Annotated in this window: 16 protein-coding genes; 3 read left to right on the top strand and 13 right to left on the bottom strand. The window is 59.4% G+C overall.

What is annotated here, in order from left to right; translation table 11 throughout:
* Nucleotides 1-37 precede the first annotated feature (37 nt).
* From ACRRSD_RS22035 to ACRRSD_RS22020, 4 genes are all read right to left on the bottom strand, one after another.
* Nucleotides 38-964 (bottom strand): hydroxymethylglutaryl-CoA lyase, encoded by a 927-nt coding sequence (locus tag ACRRSD_RS22035; RefSeq protein ID WP_435035322.1) that lies wholly within the window; start codon nucleotides 962-964, stop codon nucleotides 38-40.
* Nucleotides 961-2154 (bottom strand): CaiB/BaiF CoA transferase family protein, encoded by a 1194-nt coding sequence (locus ACRRSD_RS22030; protein ID WP_435035321.1) that lies wholly within the window; start codon nucleotides 2152-2154, stop codon nucleotides 961-963. Before ACRRSD_RS22030 ends, ACRRSD_RS22035 begins: the two co-directional genes overlap by 4 nt.
* Before the next feature lie 250 nt (nucleotides 2155-2404).
* On the bottom strand, nucleotides 2405-3316 hold the full coding sequence (locus tag ACRRSD_RS22025; RefSeq protein ID WP_435035319.1) for a LysR family transcriptional regulator: 912 nt from the start codon (nucleotides 3314-3316) through the stop codon (nucleotides 2405-2407).
* Between the two features lie 63 nt (nucleotides 3317-3379).
* On the bottom strand, nucleotides 3380-4684 hold the full coding sequence (locus tag ACRRSD_RS22020; RefSeq protein ID WP_435035317.1) for a hypothetical protein: 1305 nt from the start codon (nucleotides 4682-4684) through the stop codon (nucleotides 3380-3382).
* A 221-nt stretch (nucleotides 4685-4905) separates the two neighbouring features.
* Here ACRRSD_RS22020 and ACRRSD_RS22015 point away from each other — a divergent pair, with 221 nt between their 5' ends.
* Nucleotides 4906-5517 (top strand): hypothetical protein, encoded by a 612-nt coding sequence (locus tag ACRRSD_RS22015; protein ID WP_435035316.1) that lies wholly within the window; start codon nucleotides 4906-4908, stop codon nucleotides 5515-5517.
* 29 nt (nucleotides 5518-5546) lie between these two features.
* Here the strand turns inward: ACRRSD_RS22015 and yiaY are convergent, their stop codons facing one another.
* Nucleotides 5547-6695, bottom strand: coding sequence for an L-threonine dehydrogenase (gene yiaY, locus ACRRSD_RS22010; RefSeq protein WP_435035315.1), 1149 nt, complete (start codon nucleotides 6693-6695; stop codon nucleotides 5547-5549).
* A 157-nt stretch (nucleotides 6696-6852) separates the two neighbouring features.
* Between yiaY and ACRRSD_RS22005 the strand changes: the two genes are divergently transcribed.
* Nucleotides 6853-7872: a DUF4917 family protein gene (locus ACRRSD_RS22005; RefSeq protein WP_435035314.1), complete on the top strand. Its 1020-nt coding sequence runs from the start codon at nucleotides 6853-6855 to the stop codon at nucleotides 7870-7872.
* Nucleotides 7873-7985: 113 nt separating this feature from the next.
* Here the strand turns inward: ACRRSD_RS22005 and ACRRSD_RS22000 are convergent, their stop codons facing one another.
* The 3 genes from ACRRSD_RS22000 to ACRRSD_RS21990 form a co-directional block, all read right to left on the bottom strand.
* The gene (locus tag ACRRSD_RS22000; protein ID WP_435035313.1) at nucleotides 7986-8330 is read right to left on the bottom strand and encodes a YegP family protein; all 345 of its coding nucleotides are present in this window, start codon (nucleotides 8328-8330) and stop codon (nucleotides 7986-7988) included.
* A 183-nt stretch (nucleotides 8331-8513) separates the two neighbouring features.
* Complete coding sequence (locus ACRRSD_RS21995; protein WP_435035312.1) at nucleotides 8514-8819, bottom strand: ribbon-helix-helix domain-containing protein; 306 nt, start codon at nucleotides 8817-8819, stop codon at nucleotides 8514-8516.
* A gap of 13 nt (nucleotides 8820-8832) precedes the next feature.
* Nucleotides 8833-9414 carry a DJ-1/PfpI family protein gene (locus ACRRSD_RS21990; protein ID WP_007916312.1) on the bottom strand — a complete coding sequence of 194 codons (582 nt, stop codon included), beginning with the start codon at nucleotides 9412-9414 and terminating at the stop codon, nucleotides 8833-8835.
* 278 nt (nucleotides 9415-9692) lie between these two features.
* Between ACRRSD_RS21990 and ACRRSD_RS21985 the strand changes: the two genes are divergently transcribed.
* Nucleotides 9693-10598: a DMT family transporter gene (locus tag ACRRSD_RS21985; RefSeq protein WP_435035311.1), complete on the top strand. Its 906-nt coding sequence runs from the start codon at nucleotides 9693-9695 to the stop codon at nucleotides 10596-10598.
* A 66-nt stretch (nucleotides 10599-10664) separates the two neighbouring features.
* On the opposite strand, the gene ACRRSD_RS21980 is transcribed toward ACRRSD_RS21985, so the two are convergent.
* The 5 genes from ACRRSD_RS21980 to ACRRSD_RS21960 form a co-directional block, all read right to left on the bottom strand.
* A complete protein-coding gene (locus tag ACRRSD_RS21980) occupies nucleotides 10665-11882 on the bottom strand; it encodes a class I SAM-dependent methyltransferase (protein ID WP_435035310.1) in 1218 nt (405 codons plus the stop codon).
* A gap of 175 nt (nucleotides 11883-12057) precedes the next feature.
* Nucleotides 12058-13200, bottom strand: coding sequence for an IS481 family transposase (locus ACRRSD_RS21975; RefSeq protein WP_435035308.1), 1143 nt, complete (start codon nucleotides 13198-13200; stop codon nucleotides 12058-12060).
* Nucleotides 13201-13461: 261 nt separating this feature from the next.
* Nucleotides 13462-14079 (bottom strand): TPM domain-containing protein, encoded by a 618-nt coding sequence (locus ACRRSD_RS21970; protein ID WP_150792583.1) that lies wholly within the window; start codon nucleotides 14077-14079, stop codon nucleotides 13462-13464.
* A gap of 33 nt (nucleotides 14080-14112) precedes the next feature.
* On the bottom strand, nucleotides 14113-14877 hold the full coding sequence (locus ACRRSD_RS21965; RefSeq protein WP_435035307.1) for a TPM domain-containing protein: 765 nt from the start codon (nucleotides 14875-14877) through the stop codon (nucleotides 14113-14115).
* 13 nt (nucleotides 14878-14890) lie between these two features.
* Nucleotides 14891-15499: a LemA family protein gene (locus ACRRSD_RS21960; protein WP_093438567.1), complete on the bottom strand. Its 609-nt coding sequence runs from the start codon at nucleotides 15497-15499 to the stop codon at nucleotides 14891-14893.
* Nucleotides 15500-15716 lie beyond the last annotated feature (217 nt).

The raw sequence follows: 15716 nt of genomic DNA, 5'->3' as shown, positions 1-15716 counted from the left end.
TCGCGAGCAGGCTCGCTCCCACAGTGGATTGGTGTTGTCAGGTGGGAATCGGATGCAGGTCGCAGTTGCGTCCGGCCTTGGCCAGTTGGCCGGGGACTTCGTGGCCCAGCAGATCCGGCAAGCCGCGGGAGAGTTTCAGCAGCAGCGGCAAGTCGATGCCGGTGTGAATTCCGGTCTCATCGCAGAGGTTCACCAGGTCTTCAGTGCAGATATTGCCCGACGCACCTGGCGCAAACGGGCAACCACCAAGACCACCGAGCGCCGCATCGAAACGCCGCGCGCCGGCCTCGTAAGCCGCCAGCACATTGCACAAACCCAGACCTCGAGTGTTGTGGAAATGCAAAGTCAGATCGGCCGGCGAAACCCGCTGCAACACGCGCCGCACCAAGCGATCCACCTGTCGCGGATTGGCCATGCCAGTGGTGTCGGCGAGGGTGATGCCGGCAATGCCGAGCTCCTGATAAGCGTCGACGATTTGCAGCACGCGATCCTCGTCGATATGCCCTTCGAACGGGCAACCGAACGTCGTGGCAATGCTGCCGTTGAGGCGCACGCCGGAGCCGCTGGCGAACGCGACAATGTCACCGAACGCTGTCAGCGAATCCTCACAGCGCATGCGCATATTGGCCATGTTGTGAGTCTGACTGGCGGACATCACCAGATTCAACTCGTCGGCGCCCGCCGCCAATGCACGCTGGGCACCTTTGAGGTTGGGAATCAGCGCGACGTAAATGACCCCCGGCTGGCGTTGAATACCGGTGAAGACTTGCTCGCCGTCACGCAGTGCCGGAATGGCTTTCGGCGACACAAAAGAACCGGCTTCGATACGGCTGAAACCGGCCAAAGACAGTTGATCGATCAGGGCGATCTTGTCAGCGGTTTCCACCCACGTTGGCTCGATCTGCAAGCCGTCGCGCGGCGAGACTTCCTGGACGATCAGGGTTTGCGAATAGTCGGTGATCATTGCACCACCCCTTGGCTTTTCAGGCGTTCGATGTCGAGTTCAGTCAGGCCAAGGCCCGCGAGAATACCGTCGGTATGCTGGCCGAGTTTCGGCCCCGACCAGTTCACCCCGCCGGGGGTTTCCGAGAGTTTCGGCACGATGCCGGGCATCTTCACCGTCGCGCCGCCGGGCAGTTCGGCATTGAGCAGCATGTCCCGCGCCTGATAGTGCGGATCGGCCACAATGTCGGCCACCGAATAAATACGCCCCGCAGGCACTTCGGCCGCTTCCAGCGCGGCAAGCACGGCGTCGATCGGCAGGCTGCTGGTCCAGTGGGTGATCGCGGCGTCGAGCAAACCGCTCTTGGCGGCACGACCATCGTTGTGAGCGAATTCCGCTGCTTCAGCCAAGTCATCACGGCCAATGGTTTGCATCAGACGTTTGTAGATCGGGTCGCTGTTGCCGGCAATCACCACATAAGCGCCATCAGCCGTCACATAAGTGTTGGAGGGTGCGATGCCCGGCAAAGCGCCGCCACTGCGCTCACGGACATGGCCGAGCAGGTCGTATTCCGGCACCAGACTTTCCATGACGTTGAACACGCTTTCCGCCAGCGATACGTCGACGATCTGCCCGCCGCCCTGCCCGGTCTTGACTCGCAGGAGTGCCATCAGCGCACCGATCACCGCATGCAGCGAGGCCAGCGAATCGCCGAGGCTGACGCCGACCCGCGCCGGTGGCGAACCGGGAGTGCCCGTTGTATAGCGGATGCCGCCCATCGCTTCGCCGATCGCGCCGAAACCGGGACGGTCGCGGTACGGGCCGGTCTGGCCATAGCCAGAAATACGCACGAGGGTGAGATTGGGGTTGAGCGCGTGGAGCACGTCCCAGCCCAGACCCAGCTTTTCCAGCGCACCGGGGCGCAGGTTTTCGATGATCACGTCAGCATCACTGGCCAGTTGCTTGACCAGTTCAATGCCTTCGGATGATTTCAGGTTGAGTGCCAGCGATTTTTTGTTGCGTGATTGCAGGTACCACCACAGAGACGTGCCTTCGTGCAGCTTGCGCCATTTGCGCAGCGGGTCGCCGTGACCCATGGCTTCGATCTTGATCACCTCGGCACCGAACTCGGCGAGCATGCGCGCGGCAAACGGCGCGGCAATCAGGGTGCCGATCTCGATCACTTTGATCGCACTCAAGGGAGCAGTCATCGCGGGGTACCTCTTGTTCTTGGAATATGTAGCCAAGGCTAGAGGAACGATGATCGGGCAATCCAGCCGTCTCTCGGCAATGAGCGTTCGCGAAATGCGAACGCTGGAGGGTTTTGTGGTGGATTCAAGGCCGCCTTCGCGAGCAAGCTCGCTCCCACAGGGATTGAGTTCAGCCGCAGAGTTTGAATACACCACCAAAACCTGTGGGAGCGAGCCTGCTCGCGAAGGGGCCGGCCCAGCCACTAAAGATCTAAGCGCCCTGCCCCCGCAAATGCTCAAACAACAACCGGCTCACCGGGGCCAATCCCGCCTCATCCCGCACCACCACGATCAACGCGCGATCCGACCAGTCATCCGTCAATGGCACCGCGTGCAACCCCAGCGCCTGGCCAAACAGTTCATAAGCACGCTGCGGCAAAATGCCGATGCCCATGTTGGCCTGAACCATCCGGCAGACCGCATCGAACCCCGGCACATGAATACGAATACGCAAAACCTTGCCAGCCTGGCGCGCTGCCGCATGGGTACGCATGTTGATCGAACTGGCCGCGTGCAAACCGACGTAATCACTGTCCAGGGTTTCAGCGAACGCCACCGAGTCACGCGCGGCCAACGGATGCTCCGGCAGCATTACCACCACCAGTTTGTCCTCGCGGTACAACACGCTGTGCAGGCCTTTGGTGTCGCTGTCGTTGGAGCAGATACCGAGATCCGCCACGCCGTCGAGCACGCCCTGAATCACCCCGGCGCTGGGCCGCTCTTCAAGGTCGGTCTTGGCCTGCGGATGCTGCACGGAGAAGTCGCGCAAATCTTCGGGAAGAAACTGAATGATCGCCGACAGGTTCGCCAGCATGCGCACATAACCGCGTACGCCGTGGCTGTGTTCACCCAGTTCCAGGCCCATTTTCTCGACGTTGAACAACATCTGCCGGGCATGGTGCAGCAAGGTTTCCCCGGCCGGGGTCAGCGTCATGCCCTTGGCCTGACGCACGAACAGGCTGATCCCCAGCGCCTCTTCCAGCTCCATCAGCCGTTTGCTCGCGGCCGACACCGCAATGGCTTCACGCGAGGCGGCACGGGTCAGCGTGCCCTCTTCGTGCACGGCGACAAACAGTTGCAGGGTGATCAGGTCGAGGCGGCGGATCAGGCTTTTTTGCAGCATGGAGGGCTCGCTGACAGGGGTTCGTCCGAGTCGGCAGGATAGCCCGGATTGGCCTTGCGCTGATCAACGGGTGGGAGTGTTTCGCCGTTTGTTGACCGCTGCGGTCAGCAACCGGATCAACTGCACGCGCTCATTCCGGGTTCCCAATACCAGCACCGATTGGTCTTGCACACAGGCATCGTCGGCACGCCACTCGATCCCCGCCGCCCCATTGACATCAAACAACGGATCCTTTGTGCCATCGTCCAGAAAGCCCCCCGTCAGCAACCGACGTGTGCCGTCCGAGGTCTGGCCGACCGTGACGATTCGCGGGCCGGGGGAGTCTTTCAGCACGAATCCTGCGCTCCAGCTTTTCAGATCCAGTGGCTGCGCGGCAACGGTAAGGACTGGCGCCCCGCGGTTGAACGCGGGATCGGCCACGCCAGTGAGATCGATCCCTCTGATCAAGCCATGCTGGCGCTTCTCCCCCGCGGACGACTCGACGGCAGATCCGATCAACAACAAGCCCTGCTCCGATTGCACGACGATACGATTCACCGAGCTTTCAAGCGGTGCACCCGCATTTTGCAGTTCCAGCAGCAGCGTACCGCCCTTCCCGAACGACGTGGCAACCTGCCCGGAACGGTCGTAAGCCATGACCAGCCCCCACTGGGGTCCTTCCTTCTTGCCATGGACAAGAATCTTCCCATCGTCCAACTGCGTAACTCCGTGCAACGTGATCACCACACCGGAAAGCGTCAGGTGAATCCAGCCTTTGCCAGCAAATGCCGGGTCATCCTTGCCATCCAGAAAGAAACGCGTCAACAACCCGCTGCCCCCTTGAGAGGTGACGAAAAGCAATCTGTCCGGCAGCGCTTTCCCTGGCGTGGAGTGCGCCAGTATCAAGCGGCCGCCCGTGGCATTGTTCAGCACAGTAATACGCATCGGCACGACTCGATAGCCAGTCTGTCCATCACCAAACTCGGGATCGAGCGTACCGTCGGGTTTGAATCGAGCGATGATTTGCTCGAGCTTGCCGTCGGAATCTGCAAGCACTGCGCTCATCCAGAATGCGCCGCTCGCATCGACAACCAGACTCCCGCCTTGTGATAACCGACCGTTCGAAAACTGGCCACTCAGGTAACCACCCTGGCCGAAGCTGGTATCGAGATGACCGTCCGCGAGCAGTCGCGCCAGGCCGTAATGCGAGGCTCCCGATGCGTCGATAACCGTTGCACTGACCATGATCCGACCCGAGGGCAGCACTGCGACACTTTTACCGATGGTTTTGCGCGCGGCAGGAAACGTCAGCGTTTGCAGGCCCGAATGGGCAAACGTCTGATCCAGCTCACCGGCTGATTGTGCTTTGCGTGCATTGGTTTTAGGCATGTTCGTGTGCTCCTCGCGAGATCGGAGTCGCCCCCCGGTTGTCAGAGCATTCGATCCGAAGCAGCCACGCCAAACAACTGACAGAAATGACAGTTTTTTAGACGAAAACGAAATTGACGACCGAGAAAAAAAAGCTAAAAAACTGGTAGTTTTTACAGGTTCGAAACGAATTACGTCATGCCAATCTCTCGATTCAAATTCAGCCTGACACGAGAAGAGCAATGAGTACTCCCGATAAGCCCGATACCGAACCATTCCCGCCGACTATCACATTCCCCGAAGAGGGAAAGGAAACGGGGGTAGCAACATTGTTCCTCGGCAGCGGTACACCTGAGGCTCTGGTGCAGGTTTGGAACATTGAAGAGACATATTCGCTGGGTGGAGGAAAAGTCAGCGCAAATGGACGATGGGCGTTTAGCTTCAGCGGTGCCCAGTACCCGGGAGAGCATGGGATCAAGGCCCCCCAGGAGGTGAAAGGCGAGATGTCAGATTGGAGTGATGTGCGCAGCTATACCGTGGTACTGCGGCCGGAAATCGAAGTCCCGGTAGTTTTCGAACCAAAAGAGGGAGCACAGGTAAATACGACTCCGTTCTTTTCGGGAAATGTCACAAAGATTGGTGGCTTCGTTAGCATTTTCAATCTGGACACCGGCAAGGAGATTGCCCAAGCCAAGGTCGACAATCTCCGTTGGAGTGCTCAAGTTACTGAACCCTTACCTCTCGGACTGTGCCGGACATCCGCCATTCACAACATCGTAGGGACGGTGTCTGACTGGAGCCGTGTGCGAACGTTTACGGTGACCGCTGAAGGCAAGGGCAAGGGCAAAACCTGACCATCAAGAATTCAACCCGACCCCGTCTCTCAAAACGCATTGCGAAAAATCTCCTCGATCTGTCGCTGATCCGCCGCCCGGGGATTGGTCAAACCGCAGGCGTCTTTCAGCGCATTGCTGGCGAGCAGCGGAATGTCACTGAGTTTGGCGCCCAATTCGCGCAGGCCACCGGGAATCTCGACATCTTTGGCCAGGCAGCGGATCGCATTGATCGCCGCCTGCGCGCCCTCTTCCGCGCTGAAACCGCGAATGTCGGCGCCCATCGCGTGGGCAACATCGGTCAGCCGATCGGCGCAGACCAGCGCATTGAATGTCTGCACGTGGGGCAGCAGCACGGCGTTGCACACGCCATGGGGCAAGTCGTAAAACCCGCCCAACTGATGCGCCATCGCATGCACGTAACCGAGCGAGGCATTGTTGAAAGCCATGCCGGCGAGGAACTGCGCGTACGCCATATTCTCTCGTGCAGCGAGGTCGCTGCCATCGCGCACAGCCAGGCGCAGGTTGTTGCTGATCAGGGTCATGGCTTTCAGCGCGCAAGCGTCGGTGATCGGGTTGGCAGCAGTCGAGACATACGCCTCGATGGCGTGAGTCAGCGCATCCATGCCGGTGGCGGCGGTCAGACCTTTGGGCATGGCGACCATCAGCTCCGGGTCGTTGACCGACAGCAGCGGTGTGACGTTGCGGTCGACGATGGCCATTTTCACGTGGCGTGATTCGTCGGTGATGATGCAGAAACGCGTCATCTCGCTGGCGGTGCCGGCGGTGGTGTTGATCGCGATCAGTGGCAGTTGCGGCTTGCTCGATTGATCGATGCCTTCGTAATCACGGATCTGCCCGCCATTGGTCGCGCACAGGGCAATGCCTTTGGCGCAGTCGTGCGGCGAACCGCCGCCCAGCGACACGACGAAATCGCAGCGACTTTCCTTGAGCAGGCCCAGCCCCGACTCGACATTGGCAATGCTCGGGTTCGGTTTGGCGCCGTCGAAAATCACCGAATCGATGTCCTGCATTGCCAGTTTCTCGGCGACCATTGTGGCCACGCCAGCCTTGGCCAGCCCCGCGTCAGTGACGATCAACGCTTTGCGAAAACCGTAGTTGCGAATGGCGTCCATGGCTTCGTCGAGGCAGCCGTTGCCCATGATGTTTACCGCCGGAATGAAAAAGGTGCTGGTCATGCGCGCATCTCCTGACAGGGGGCCGAATCGACTGCTCCGAAACGGCGGATGTACACAGCATCGACCGATCGGTCACGAGCGATGTTGATCTGGCTCAATGCCCGCTCGTGATAAAGTCGCCGTCCATCAGCCCTTATGTTTTGAGACCGCCTACGCAATGACCGATTTTCTCGATGTCGACGCCAGCCTTGAAGACTGGAACACCCTGCGCGCCGCGACCGATTTCAGCGGTTTGCTGGTGGGCAATGGCGCCAGCCGTGCAGTGTGGGACGACTTCGGCTACGACTCGCTGTTCGAAAACGCCCGCACCGTCGAAGAAAAACCGCTCAGCCCATCGGAACTGGCAGTGTTCGACGCGCTGCAAACACGCAGCTTCGAGCAGGTGCTCGGTGCGCTGAAAACCACCAGCCGGGTCAACAAGGCCCTGGCCGTCAGCTCGGCGGCACCGCGCAACCGCTACTACGCGATCAAAGAGGCGCTGATCAACACCGTGCACGCGGTGCATATTCCGTGGCGACTGATGAAAGCCTCGACGCTGGCGACGCTGAATGAAGAACTGGCGCGCTATCGCACGGTGTTCACCACCAATTACGATTTACTCAACTATTGGGCACTGCAACACAACAGCGCGGCCATCGACGATCTGTTCAACGGCCCGAATGCCAGTTTCGATCTGAGCGAAACCGCCACCGACAAACCGCGCTTGTTGTACCTGCACGGCGGTCTGCATCTGGTGCGCAACCAAGACGGCACGGCGCGCAAACTGACCTCGACCGAAGGCACGTTGCTCGGCAGTTTCGCGATCAACAACACGATCAAGACGCTGGATGACGTGCCGCTGTTCGTTACCGAAGGGCCGAGTGCGGACAAGCTCAAGACCCTTCGCAGTTCGGATTATCTGTCGTTCTGTTATGAGCAGTTGTTGGGGCATGGCGGCAGTCTGTGCATCTTCGGTCATGCGTTGGGCGAGCAGGATGCGCACATTGTTCGGGCGCTGCGTTTGGCGAAACCTGCGACGGTGGCGATCTCGATTTATCCGCGCAGTGCGGCGTTCGTACAGCATCAGAAGCGCCATTACGCGCAGGTGTTTGAGGGGACGGGTGTGGAGTTGCAGTTTTTTGATGCGAAGACGCATGCGCTTGGCAGCCCGAAATTGTCGGTGCCGGTCGAGGTTTGATGCAGGCCTGCTCGCGAAGACGGTGCATCAGTCGATGATGATGTTGACTGATAAACCGCTTTCGCGAGCAGGCTCGCTCCCACAGGGGATTTGTGCTGGATTTGAAAGTGAGGTCAGAGGACGGGCAAAGTCTTGTCCTTGATCACTTTGCTCGGTCCGTTCGCCTTGACGCTGGCAATGCCTTTATCACACGCCGCCTCCGATGAATAAGCCTCGCTGCTGCCGATGACCTGATGATTGGCGGCTTTCAGGTTGAAGTATGGATGGCCGTCCTTCGTCGACTTCTTCTCATAACGCTCATCCAACGGGCTGTTGGTCTGCACCGCCGCGATGCCGCCGTCGGCCGCTGCGCGAGTGGTGTACAGCTCGCTGGTCAGAATCGTTTCGGCATTCGCCGCTTTCAACACGAACCTGAACTGGCCGTTGCTGCTTTTACTGATTTCGTACCATCCGGACATGCTCGTTGCTCCTTGGCGATTGAGAGATTTCGCGCTTCAGAGTAAAGACCAGTCCTGGATATCTGTCGCCTGTACCGGCCCCTTCGCGAGCAGGCTCGCTCCCACATTTGAGCGCATTCCTGTTGGAGAACGCGGTCGAAAGTGGGAGCGAGCCTGCTCGCGAATGAGGCAACTCGGTGCTGGTTATTTCACCACCGCCCGCACCACCGACAACTCCGGCGTATTCACCCGCCGCTGACTCAGATAGCGCGTACAACTCACCCGCAGGAACGAGGCAAAATTCACCACCTCGCCGCGATAATCCATCACCTCTTCATACAGCTTGGCGATCAACTGGTTGGTGGTCATGCCGTCGACCTCGGCAATTTCGCTGAGGATGTCCCAGAACTGATTCTCCAGGCGCAACGTCGTCACCACGCCGCAGATGCGCAGCGAGCGCGAGCGTGACTCGTAGAGAATCGGATCGGCCTTGACGTAGAGCTCGCACATCGGCGAATCCTCGTTACAGGGTAATTTTGGTGCCGAGCAAACCGAGGAACCCGGCCAGCCAGTTCGGATGCGCCGGCCATGCCGGCGCCGTGGCCAGATTGCCTTGAACGTGGCCGTCCGTCACCGGGATGTCGATGTACGTACCGCCCGCCAGTCGCACTTCCGGGGCGCAGGCCGGATAGGCGCTGCATTCGCGACCTTCCAGAATGCCTGCCGCCGCCAGCAATTGCGCGCCGTGACAAACGGCGGCAATCGGTTTGCCGGCCTTGTCGAAGGCACGCACCAGGTCGAGGACTTTTTCGTTGAGGCGCAGGTATTCCGGGGCACGGCCACCGGGGATCAGCAGTGCGTCGTAATCGGCCTCGCTGACCTTGGCGAAATCGAAGTTGAGGGCAAACAGGTGACCGGGTTTTTCGCTGTAGGTCTGATCGCCTTCGAAATCATGGATCGCGGTGCGCACGGTTTTACCGGCTGCCTTGTCCGGGCACACGGCGTGGACGGTGTGACCAACCATTTGCAGGGCCTGGAACGGCACCATCACTTCGTAATCTTCGACGTAATCGCCGACCAGCATCAGGATCTTTTTCGCGGCCATGGGGAGGACTCCTCTGGGGGGAATGCTTGGGAGTGTTCAAGGTAGACCTAATCTGGAGCTCCGGGTAACAACCCGCTACTACCTCAGACCGTGTCATCGTTCTTCGCGAGCAGGCTCGCTCCCACATTGGAATGCGATCAACTGTGGGAGCGAGCCTGCTCGCGAAGAGGCCCTCAAACTGTACGCCTAAGTCTGTGCCTAGCTGTAACAGCCCGGACTCCACGGATTATGGCTAGATGAGGACACCTTCCAGCCACCTCAACATCTGGTCTCCCATCATGTCCTCGCGCGAAAACACCGGCATGGCCCTCGGCCTGCTCGGCGTGGTGATCTTCAGCCTCACCCTGCCCTTCACCCGCATCGTGGTGCAGGAACTGCACCCGCTGCTCAACGGTTTGGGCCGCGCGTTGTTCGCAGCGATTCCGGCGGCGTTGCTGCTGTTGTGGCGCCGCGAGAAATGGCCGACCAGGCTGCAACTCAAAGGCCTGAGCCTGGTGATCGCCGGGGTGATTCTGGGTTTTCCGGTGTTGTCGGCGTGGGCCATGCAAACCTTGCCGGCCTCCCACGGTGCGCTGGTCAACGGCCTGCAACCGCTGTGCGTGGCGTTGTATGCCGCGTGGTTGTCCCATGAGCGCCCGTCAAAAGCCTTCTGGGCCTGCGCGGCGCTGGGCAGTACGTTGGTGCTCGGTTATGCGTTGTATACCGGCGCCGGCAGTATTCAGGCGGGTGATCTGTTGATGCTCGGCGCGATTGCCGTCGGTGGTCTGGGCTATGCCGAAGGTGGCCGGTTGGCCAAGGAGATGGGCGGCTGGCAGGTGATCTGCTGGGCGCTGGTGTTGTCGACGCCACTGTTGATCGGGCCGGTGCTGTATCTGGCGCTGCAACATCAGGGTGCCGTGTCGGCGAAGGCTTGGTGGGCGTTTGGCTATGTCGCGTTGTTTTCGCAGTTTCTTGGATTCTTCGCGTGGTATGCCGGGCTGGCCATGGGCGGCATTGCTCGGGTCAGTCAGATCCAGTTGCTGCAGATCTTCTTCACCATCGCGTTCTCGGCGATGTTTTTTGGTGAACATGTCGAGCCGATTACATGGCTGTTTGCGTGTGGAGTCATCGCCACTGTCATGCTCGGCCGCAAGACTGCGGTGAAATCAAATGTGGGAGCGAGCTTGCTCGCGAAGGCGGACTGACAGTCAACGCTGATGTTGGCTGTTATGGCCCCTTCGCGAGCAAGCTCGCTCCCACAGGGTTTTGCGTCAGGCCAGGTAGCCGTCGGCGCGCAGCAAGGTTTCCAGGCAATGCTCGCTGATGTTGTAGAAGGCCTTCAACTCTTCAATCTTCACCAACAACTGCGCCGTGTCCACCGGCTCGGCGCGTTTCACCGCGAGAATCATCTTGTTCTTGTTGGTGTGTTCCAGCGAGATGAACTCGAACACCTTGGTCTCGTAACCACAGGCCTCAAGGAACAAAGCGCGCAGGCTGTCAGTGACCATTTCCGCCTGCTGACCGAGGTGCAAACCGTATTGCAGCATCGGCTTGAGCAGCGCCGGGCTCTGGATCTGCAGGCGGATCTGTTTGTGGCAGCACGGCGAGCACATGATGATCGACGCGCCCGAGCGGATGCCGGTATGGATCGCATAGTCAGTGGCGATGTCGCAGGCATGCAGGGCGATCATCACGTCCAGTTCGCTCGGTGCCACGCTGCGCACGTCACCGCACTTGAACAGCAGCCCCGGATGATCGAGCTTCGCTGCGGCGGCGTTGCACAGGTTGACCATTTCTTCGCGCAGCTCGACGCCGGTGACCTCGCCCTCAGCCTTGAGCGTGTTGCGCAGGTAATCGTGAATCGCGAACGTCAAATAACCCTTGCCCGAACCGAAATCCGCCACGCGAACCGGTTGGTCAAGCGCTAGCGGTGACGAGGTCAGGGCATGGCTGAACACTTCGATGAACTTGTTGATCTGCTTCCATTTGCGCGACATTGCCGGGATCAGCTCATGCTGCGCGTTGGTCACGCCCAGATCCTTGAGGAACGGTCGGCTCAGCTCAAGGAAGCGGTTTTTCTCGCGGTTGTGCTCGGCGGACGGAGCTTCGCGCAATTGCTGAGGTTTGCTCTTGAACAGCGAGCTCTTGCCCTTTTTGCTGTATTCCAGCTGCGCTTCATCAGTTACCGCGAGTAAATGGGCATTTTTGAACGAGGCTGGCAGTAGCGCGGCAATCGTCGCCACGCCTTCGTTCAGCGGCAGGTTTTTGGTGATGTCGCGGGTTTTATAACGATAGACGAATGACAGATTCGGCTGCGATTTGACTGTTACCGCTTTGATAATGACCCGCTGCAGATCCGCTTCGTCACCGACGTACTTGGCCAGCACCAGTTTGATGAAGCCGTTCTGTTCGAGGCTGGTTTGCAGCAGCTCGATGAATTGGGCGTGGTGATCGGGCGCGGGTTTGGTGGCAAGGGCAGTAACGGACATGGAAAAGCGGCCTCGGACGGGCGAAATCGGGAATGGCGGGTATTTTAGGGGGGATGGGGGTTGGGGACACGCTCTTATTTACCGAACGGTTGGTTAAAGCGGCCCTCACCCTAGCCCTCTCCCTGTATGTACCGGAGACATGGTGGACACATGTTCGGAGACATGGTGGACGGTTTTAGATCTTCTTACCTGCCGTGACGATCTGCAAGTTCAAGTCGATTTGGGCGATGCGATGTCTACTCCAGTAGACATCGTGGATGCCGTCCTCCGTCGTTTCCCGGATAGCCACTGACCTCCCGTAAAACGCCTTCCCGACAGTGTATTCACGGTTGCCCCAGTAGATCTCGCCCTTCACCTGAACCTTCCTGACCACATCCCCATCGTCGTACTCCGGCGCCGCCGGTTGCTCCTGATATTCCCGTGGGCTGCTGCTGTAGCGAGTCGCGGGAACCTGCATGTCCAGTGCTTGGTGCGGACGCTTCTGGTTGTAAATCTCACGCCAGATATCAAACGCCCGTTGAGCATCGTCCAGATCGATGAAGAGTTGGCCTTGCAGGACTTCCCTTTTCAGGCTGCGGTGGAAGCGCTCCAGCTTTCCCTGGGTTTGCGGGTGATAAGGTCGGGAGTGGCCGACCTTGATGCCCTGGCTCATCAGCCAGACCTCCAGCGCGGTATAAACGCCGGTCTGGTCACCCCATGGCGAACCGTTGTCCATCGTCATGCGCAGAGGCAGACCATAGAGCCGAAAGGCCCGTATTAGTTGCTCCTGGACGGTTCGGCGCTGCTCATTGGCGCACGCAGCGATGCACAGTGAGAACCGCGAGTGATCGTCCAGTATCGTCAGCGGATGGCAACGCCCCTGAGCCAGGCTGATATGCCCCTTGAAGTCCATCTGCCAAAGATCATTGGGTGCTTCATGCTCGAACCGGATAAACGGTTTGACCTCGGCAGCCTTTGGATCAACGCGCGAATGACGCTGTAAAACCGCATGCACGGTGCTGACAGAGGGCATCACTTTGCCGTCGTCTTCCAACACACGCTTGAGCTTGCGAGCGCCCCAAGCGGCGTACTCCTGACTCAGGGTCAAAATCTGCTGCTCAACCTCTTCAGCGCAGCGTTTGGGTGACGTCTTTGGTCGTCGAGACTGATCGATCAACCCTTGCGCACCGAGGTTTTCAAACCTGCTGAGCCATTTGTAGGCAGTGCTTGGGCTGATATTGAATCGACGGCAAAGCTGCCGAACATTGGCCCCTTCTTGCCGAGCCAACAGCACGAATTCTGAACGAAGCTGCACAGTGGACACCTCTTTCCAAGACACAGGCCATCTCCTTCGCGATGAGCAATGTGTCTATTAAAATGTGTCCACCATGTCTCCGAACACCTGTCCACCATGTCTCCGGTACATACACTCCCAGAGGTAGAGGGGACTTACCGAGGTGTTTTCACGAGCTACGCCGACCTGAACTACCGAGTCGAACTCAAGTTTGAAAGGCCCCCGATCTGCTCCCTTTCCCCCTCTCCCATTGGGAGAGGGCTGGGGTGAGGGGCTGGATCTCTGCGTCGACGAATAATCCAGGTCTTACCCCAGCACAATCAACCGATTCGGCAACTCATTCCTCACCTGCGTCACCGGCACATGCACCTTCAGCAATTCCCCACACGCCTCAATACACGTCACAAACCCCTCCAGCGTGCGCCCCTGCCTGACCTGCTCGGTAAACGCCGCCACAATCGCATCCCAACTCTTGTTATCCAGCCGCTTGGAAATCCCCTCATCCACCAGAATCTCCACATACCGTTCAGCCTCGCAGACAAAAATCAGCATGCCGGTGCTGCCCACAGTGTGGTGCAGGTTCTGCTCGAGAAACTGCCGCCGCGCAAGGTTCGACGCGCGCCAGTGCCGTACGCGACGCGGAATCAGATGGGTGGTGATTTTCGGCAGACGAAACAGCAGGCACAGCACGATAAACGCGCCCCACTGCACCAGCAGCAGACTGCGCAGGGTCAGCCAGCCGGTCAGGTAGTGGACGATGCCCGGCACCATCAGCGCCAGCAGGCTGGCCCACAACAACGGGATGTACGCGTAGTCATCGGCGCGCGCCGCGAGCACCGTCACCAGTTCGGCATCGGTGTCGCGCTCGACCCGGGCGATCGCCTCGGCGACTTTGCGTTGTTCGTGTTCGGTCAGTAGTGCCATGTTGAAAAGTGCCTGCTCATTATTCTTCTGATATCACCAGCCGCCGGACGAACCACCGCCGCCGAAACTGCCCCCGCCGCCGCTGAAGCCTCCGCCTCCACCGCCGCCGCCAAAACCGCCACCACCGCCGAAGCCGCCGAAGCCGCCCCCTCCTCCGGAGCCACCCCGGCCGGCAGGCAGGATACCGAGCATCTGGCAGACAAACACCGTCAGGATGAACAACATCACCAAAAACACGAACAATCCCGGATGCCGCGAGATGAAATCATCGGACGGATCGCCACTGGACTCATACACCGTTGATGGCTCATCCAGCGGATTACCACCGAGCACCACCAGCATGGCCGCGACGCCATCGCTGATGCCTTTGCTGAAATTGCCGCTCTTGAATGCAGGCGTGATGACTTGATGGATGATCACTGAAGACTGCGCGTCGGTGAGCCGGTCTTCGAGGCCATAACCGACTTCGATGCGCAGTTTGCGCTCGTCACGGGCAACGATCAGCAGCGCGCCGTTGTTCTTGTCCTTTTGACCAATCGCCCAATGACGCCCGAGCTGAACGCCAAAGTCCTCGATGGTCGTACCTTGCAGATCCGGCAGCGTGACCACGACCAACTGCTCGCCGGTCGCCTGTTCGTGGGCCTGCAACTGCTGGCTCAGTTGCGTGCGCACCGACGGCTCGAGCATCTGCGCTTCGTCCACCACCCGCCCGCTCAGCGCCGGGAACGTCAACTCGGCCCGGGCGCTGACGGCGAACAGCCACAGCATCAGCACCAGGCCCATTTTCAACACACGCATGGACGACCTCGAATCAGAATTTCACTTCCGGGGCCTTTTCCGCGCCGGGCGTGGTGGCCTCGAAGGTTTCGCGGATCGGCAGATCGCTGTACATCACGCTGTGCCAGAGGCGACCGGGAAAGGTGCGGATCTCGGTGTTGTATTTCTGCACCGCCAGAATGAAATCGCGGCGCGCCACGGCAATGCGGTTTTCCGTGCCCTCGAGTTGCGATTGCAGGGCGAGGAAGTTCTGGTTGGCTTTCAGATCCGGGTAGCGCTCGGAGACCACCATCAAGCGGCTCAATGCGCCGGTCAGTTGATCCTGCGCCTGCTGGAACTGCTTGAGCTTCTCGGGATTGTCGAGAGTGCTGGCATCGACCTGGATCGACGTGGCTTTCGCCCGTGCCTCGATCACTGCCGTGAGCGTTTCCTCTTCGTGCTTGGCGTAACCCTTCACCGTCTCCACCAGATTGGGGATCAGGTCGGCGCGGCGCTGGTATTGGTTCTGCACCTGGCCCCATGCGGCTTTGGCCTGTTCGTCGAGGGTCGGGATATTGTTGATGCCGCACGCGGTCAACAGCGTGGCCAGCACCAGCAGTGTGGCGACCTGCAAACGCGAGCGATTGGTTGGGCTTACATTCATCGCAGTGATGCTCCTTGGCACATATCATTATAAAAACCGAGCGCGAAACATTCTCAGCGGGCTCTTGGGGCATAATCGGCCGCGTCGCTGGATTACGACGGGGCAATGGGCTAAAAAGTGCCCTGCGTGATCAGGCTGCCAAGTGTCGGCTGCCGTTTTTGGCTCTGTTTCTTTGAGCCTGTACCCGAACAACAATAGTCGCTCCCTAAATTTTGGC

Origin of the sequence: Pseudomonas neuropathica (assembly GCF_051174785.1) — a bacterium.
Taxonomy (GTDB): domain Bacteria; phylum Pseudomonadota; class Gammaproteobacteria; order Pseudomonadales; family Pseudomonadaceae; genus Aquipseudomonas; species Aquipseudomonas neuropathica_A.
This window is presented reverse-complemented; position numbering and strand designations above follow the sequence as displayed.

Excerpts from the sequence above, each read along its gene's own strand:
- ACRRSD_RS22035 (WP_435035322.1), bottom strand. The coding sequence starts at position 964 with ATGATCACCGACTATTCGCAAACCCTGATCGTCCAGGAAGTCTCGCCG.
- ACRRSD_RS22030 (WP_435035321.1), bottom strand. The coding sequence starts at position 2,154 with ATGACTGCTCCCTTGAGTGCGATCAAAGTGATCGAGATCGGCACCCTG.
- ACRRSD_RS22025 (WP_435035319.1), bottom strand. The coding sequence starts at position 3,316 with ATGCTGCAAAAAAGCCTGATCCGCCGCCTCGACCTGATCACCCTGCAA.
- ACRRSD_RS22020 (WP_435035317.1), bottom strand. The coding sequence starts at position 4,684 with ATGCCTAAAACCAATGCACGCAAAGCACAATCAGCCGGTGAGCTGGAT.
- ACRRSD_RS22015 (WP_435035316.1), top strand. The coding sequence starts at position 4,906 with ATGAGTACTCCCGATAAGCCCGATACCGAACCATTCCCGCCGACTATC.
- yiaY (WP_435035315.1), bottom strand. The coding sequence starts at position 6,695 with ATGACCAGCACCTTTTTCATTCCGGCGGTAAACATCATGGGCAACGGC.
- ACRRSD_RS22005 (WP_435035314.1), top strand. The coding sequence starts at position 6,853 with ATGACCGATTTTCTCGATGTCGACGCCAGCCTTGAAGACTGGAACACC.
- ACRRSD_RS22000 (WP_435035313.1), bottom strand. The coding sequence starts at position 8,330 with ATGTCCGGATGGTACGAAATCAGTAAAAGCAGCAACGGCCAGTTCAGG.
- ACRRSD_RS21995 (WP_435035312.1), bottom strand. The coding sequence starts at position 8,819 with ATGTGCGAGCTCTACGTCAAGGCCGATCCGATTCTCTACGAGTCACGC.
- ACRRSD_RS21990 (WP_007916312.1), bottom strand. The coding sequence starts at position 9,414 with ATGGCCGCGAAAAAGATCCTGATGCTGGTCGGCGATTACGTCGAAGAT.
- ACRRSD_RS21985 (WP_435035311.1), top strand. The coding sequence starts at position 9,693 with ATGTCCTCGCGCGAAAACACCGGCATGGCCCTCGGCCTGCTCGGCGTG.
- ACRRSD_RS21980 (WP_435035310.1), bottom strand. The coding sequence starts at position 11,882 with ATGTCCGTTACTGCCCTTGCCACCAAACCCGCGCCCGATCACCACGCC.
- ACRRSD_RS21970 (WP_150792583.1), bottom strand. The coding sequence starts at position 14,079 with ATGGCACTACTGACCGAACACGAACAACGCAAAGTCGCCGAGGCGATC.
- ACRRSD_RS21965 (WP_435035307.1), bottom strand. The coding sequence starts at position 14,877 with ATGCGTGTGTTGAAAATGGGCCTGGTGCTGATGCTGTGGCTGTTCGCC.
- ACRRSD_RS21960 (WP_093438567.1), bottom strand. The coding sequence starts at position 15,499 with ATGAATGTAAGCCCAACCAATCGCTCGCGTTTGCAGGTCGCCACACTG.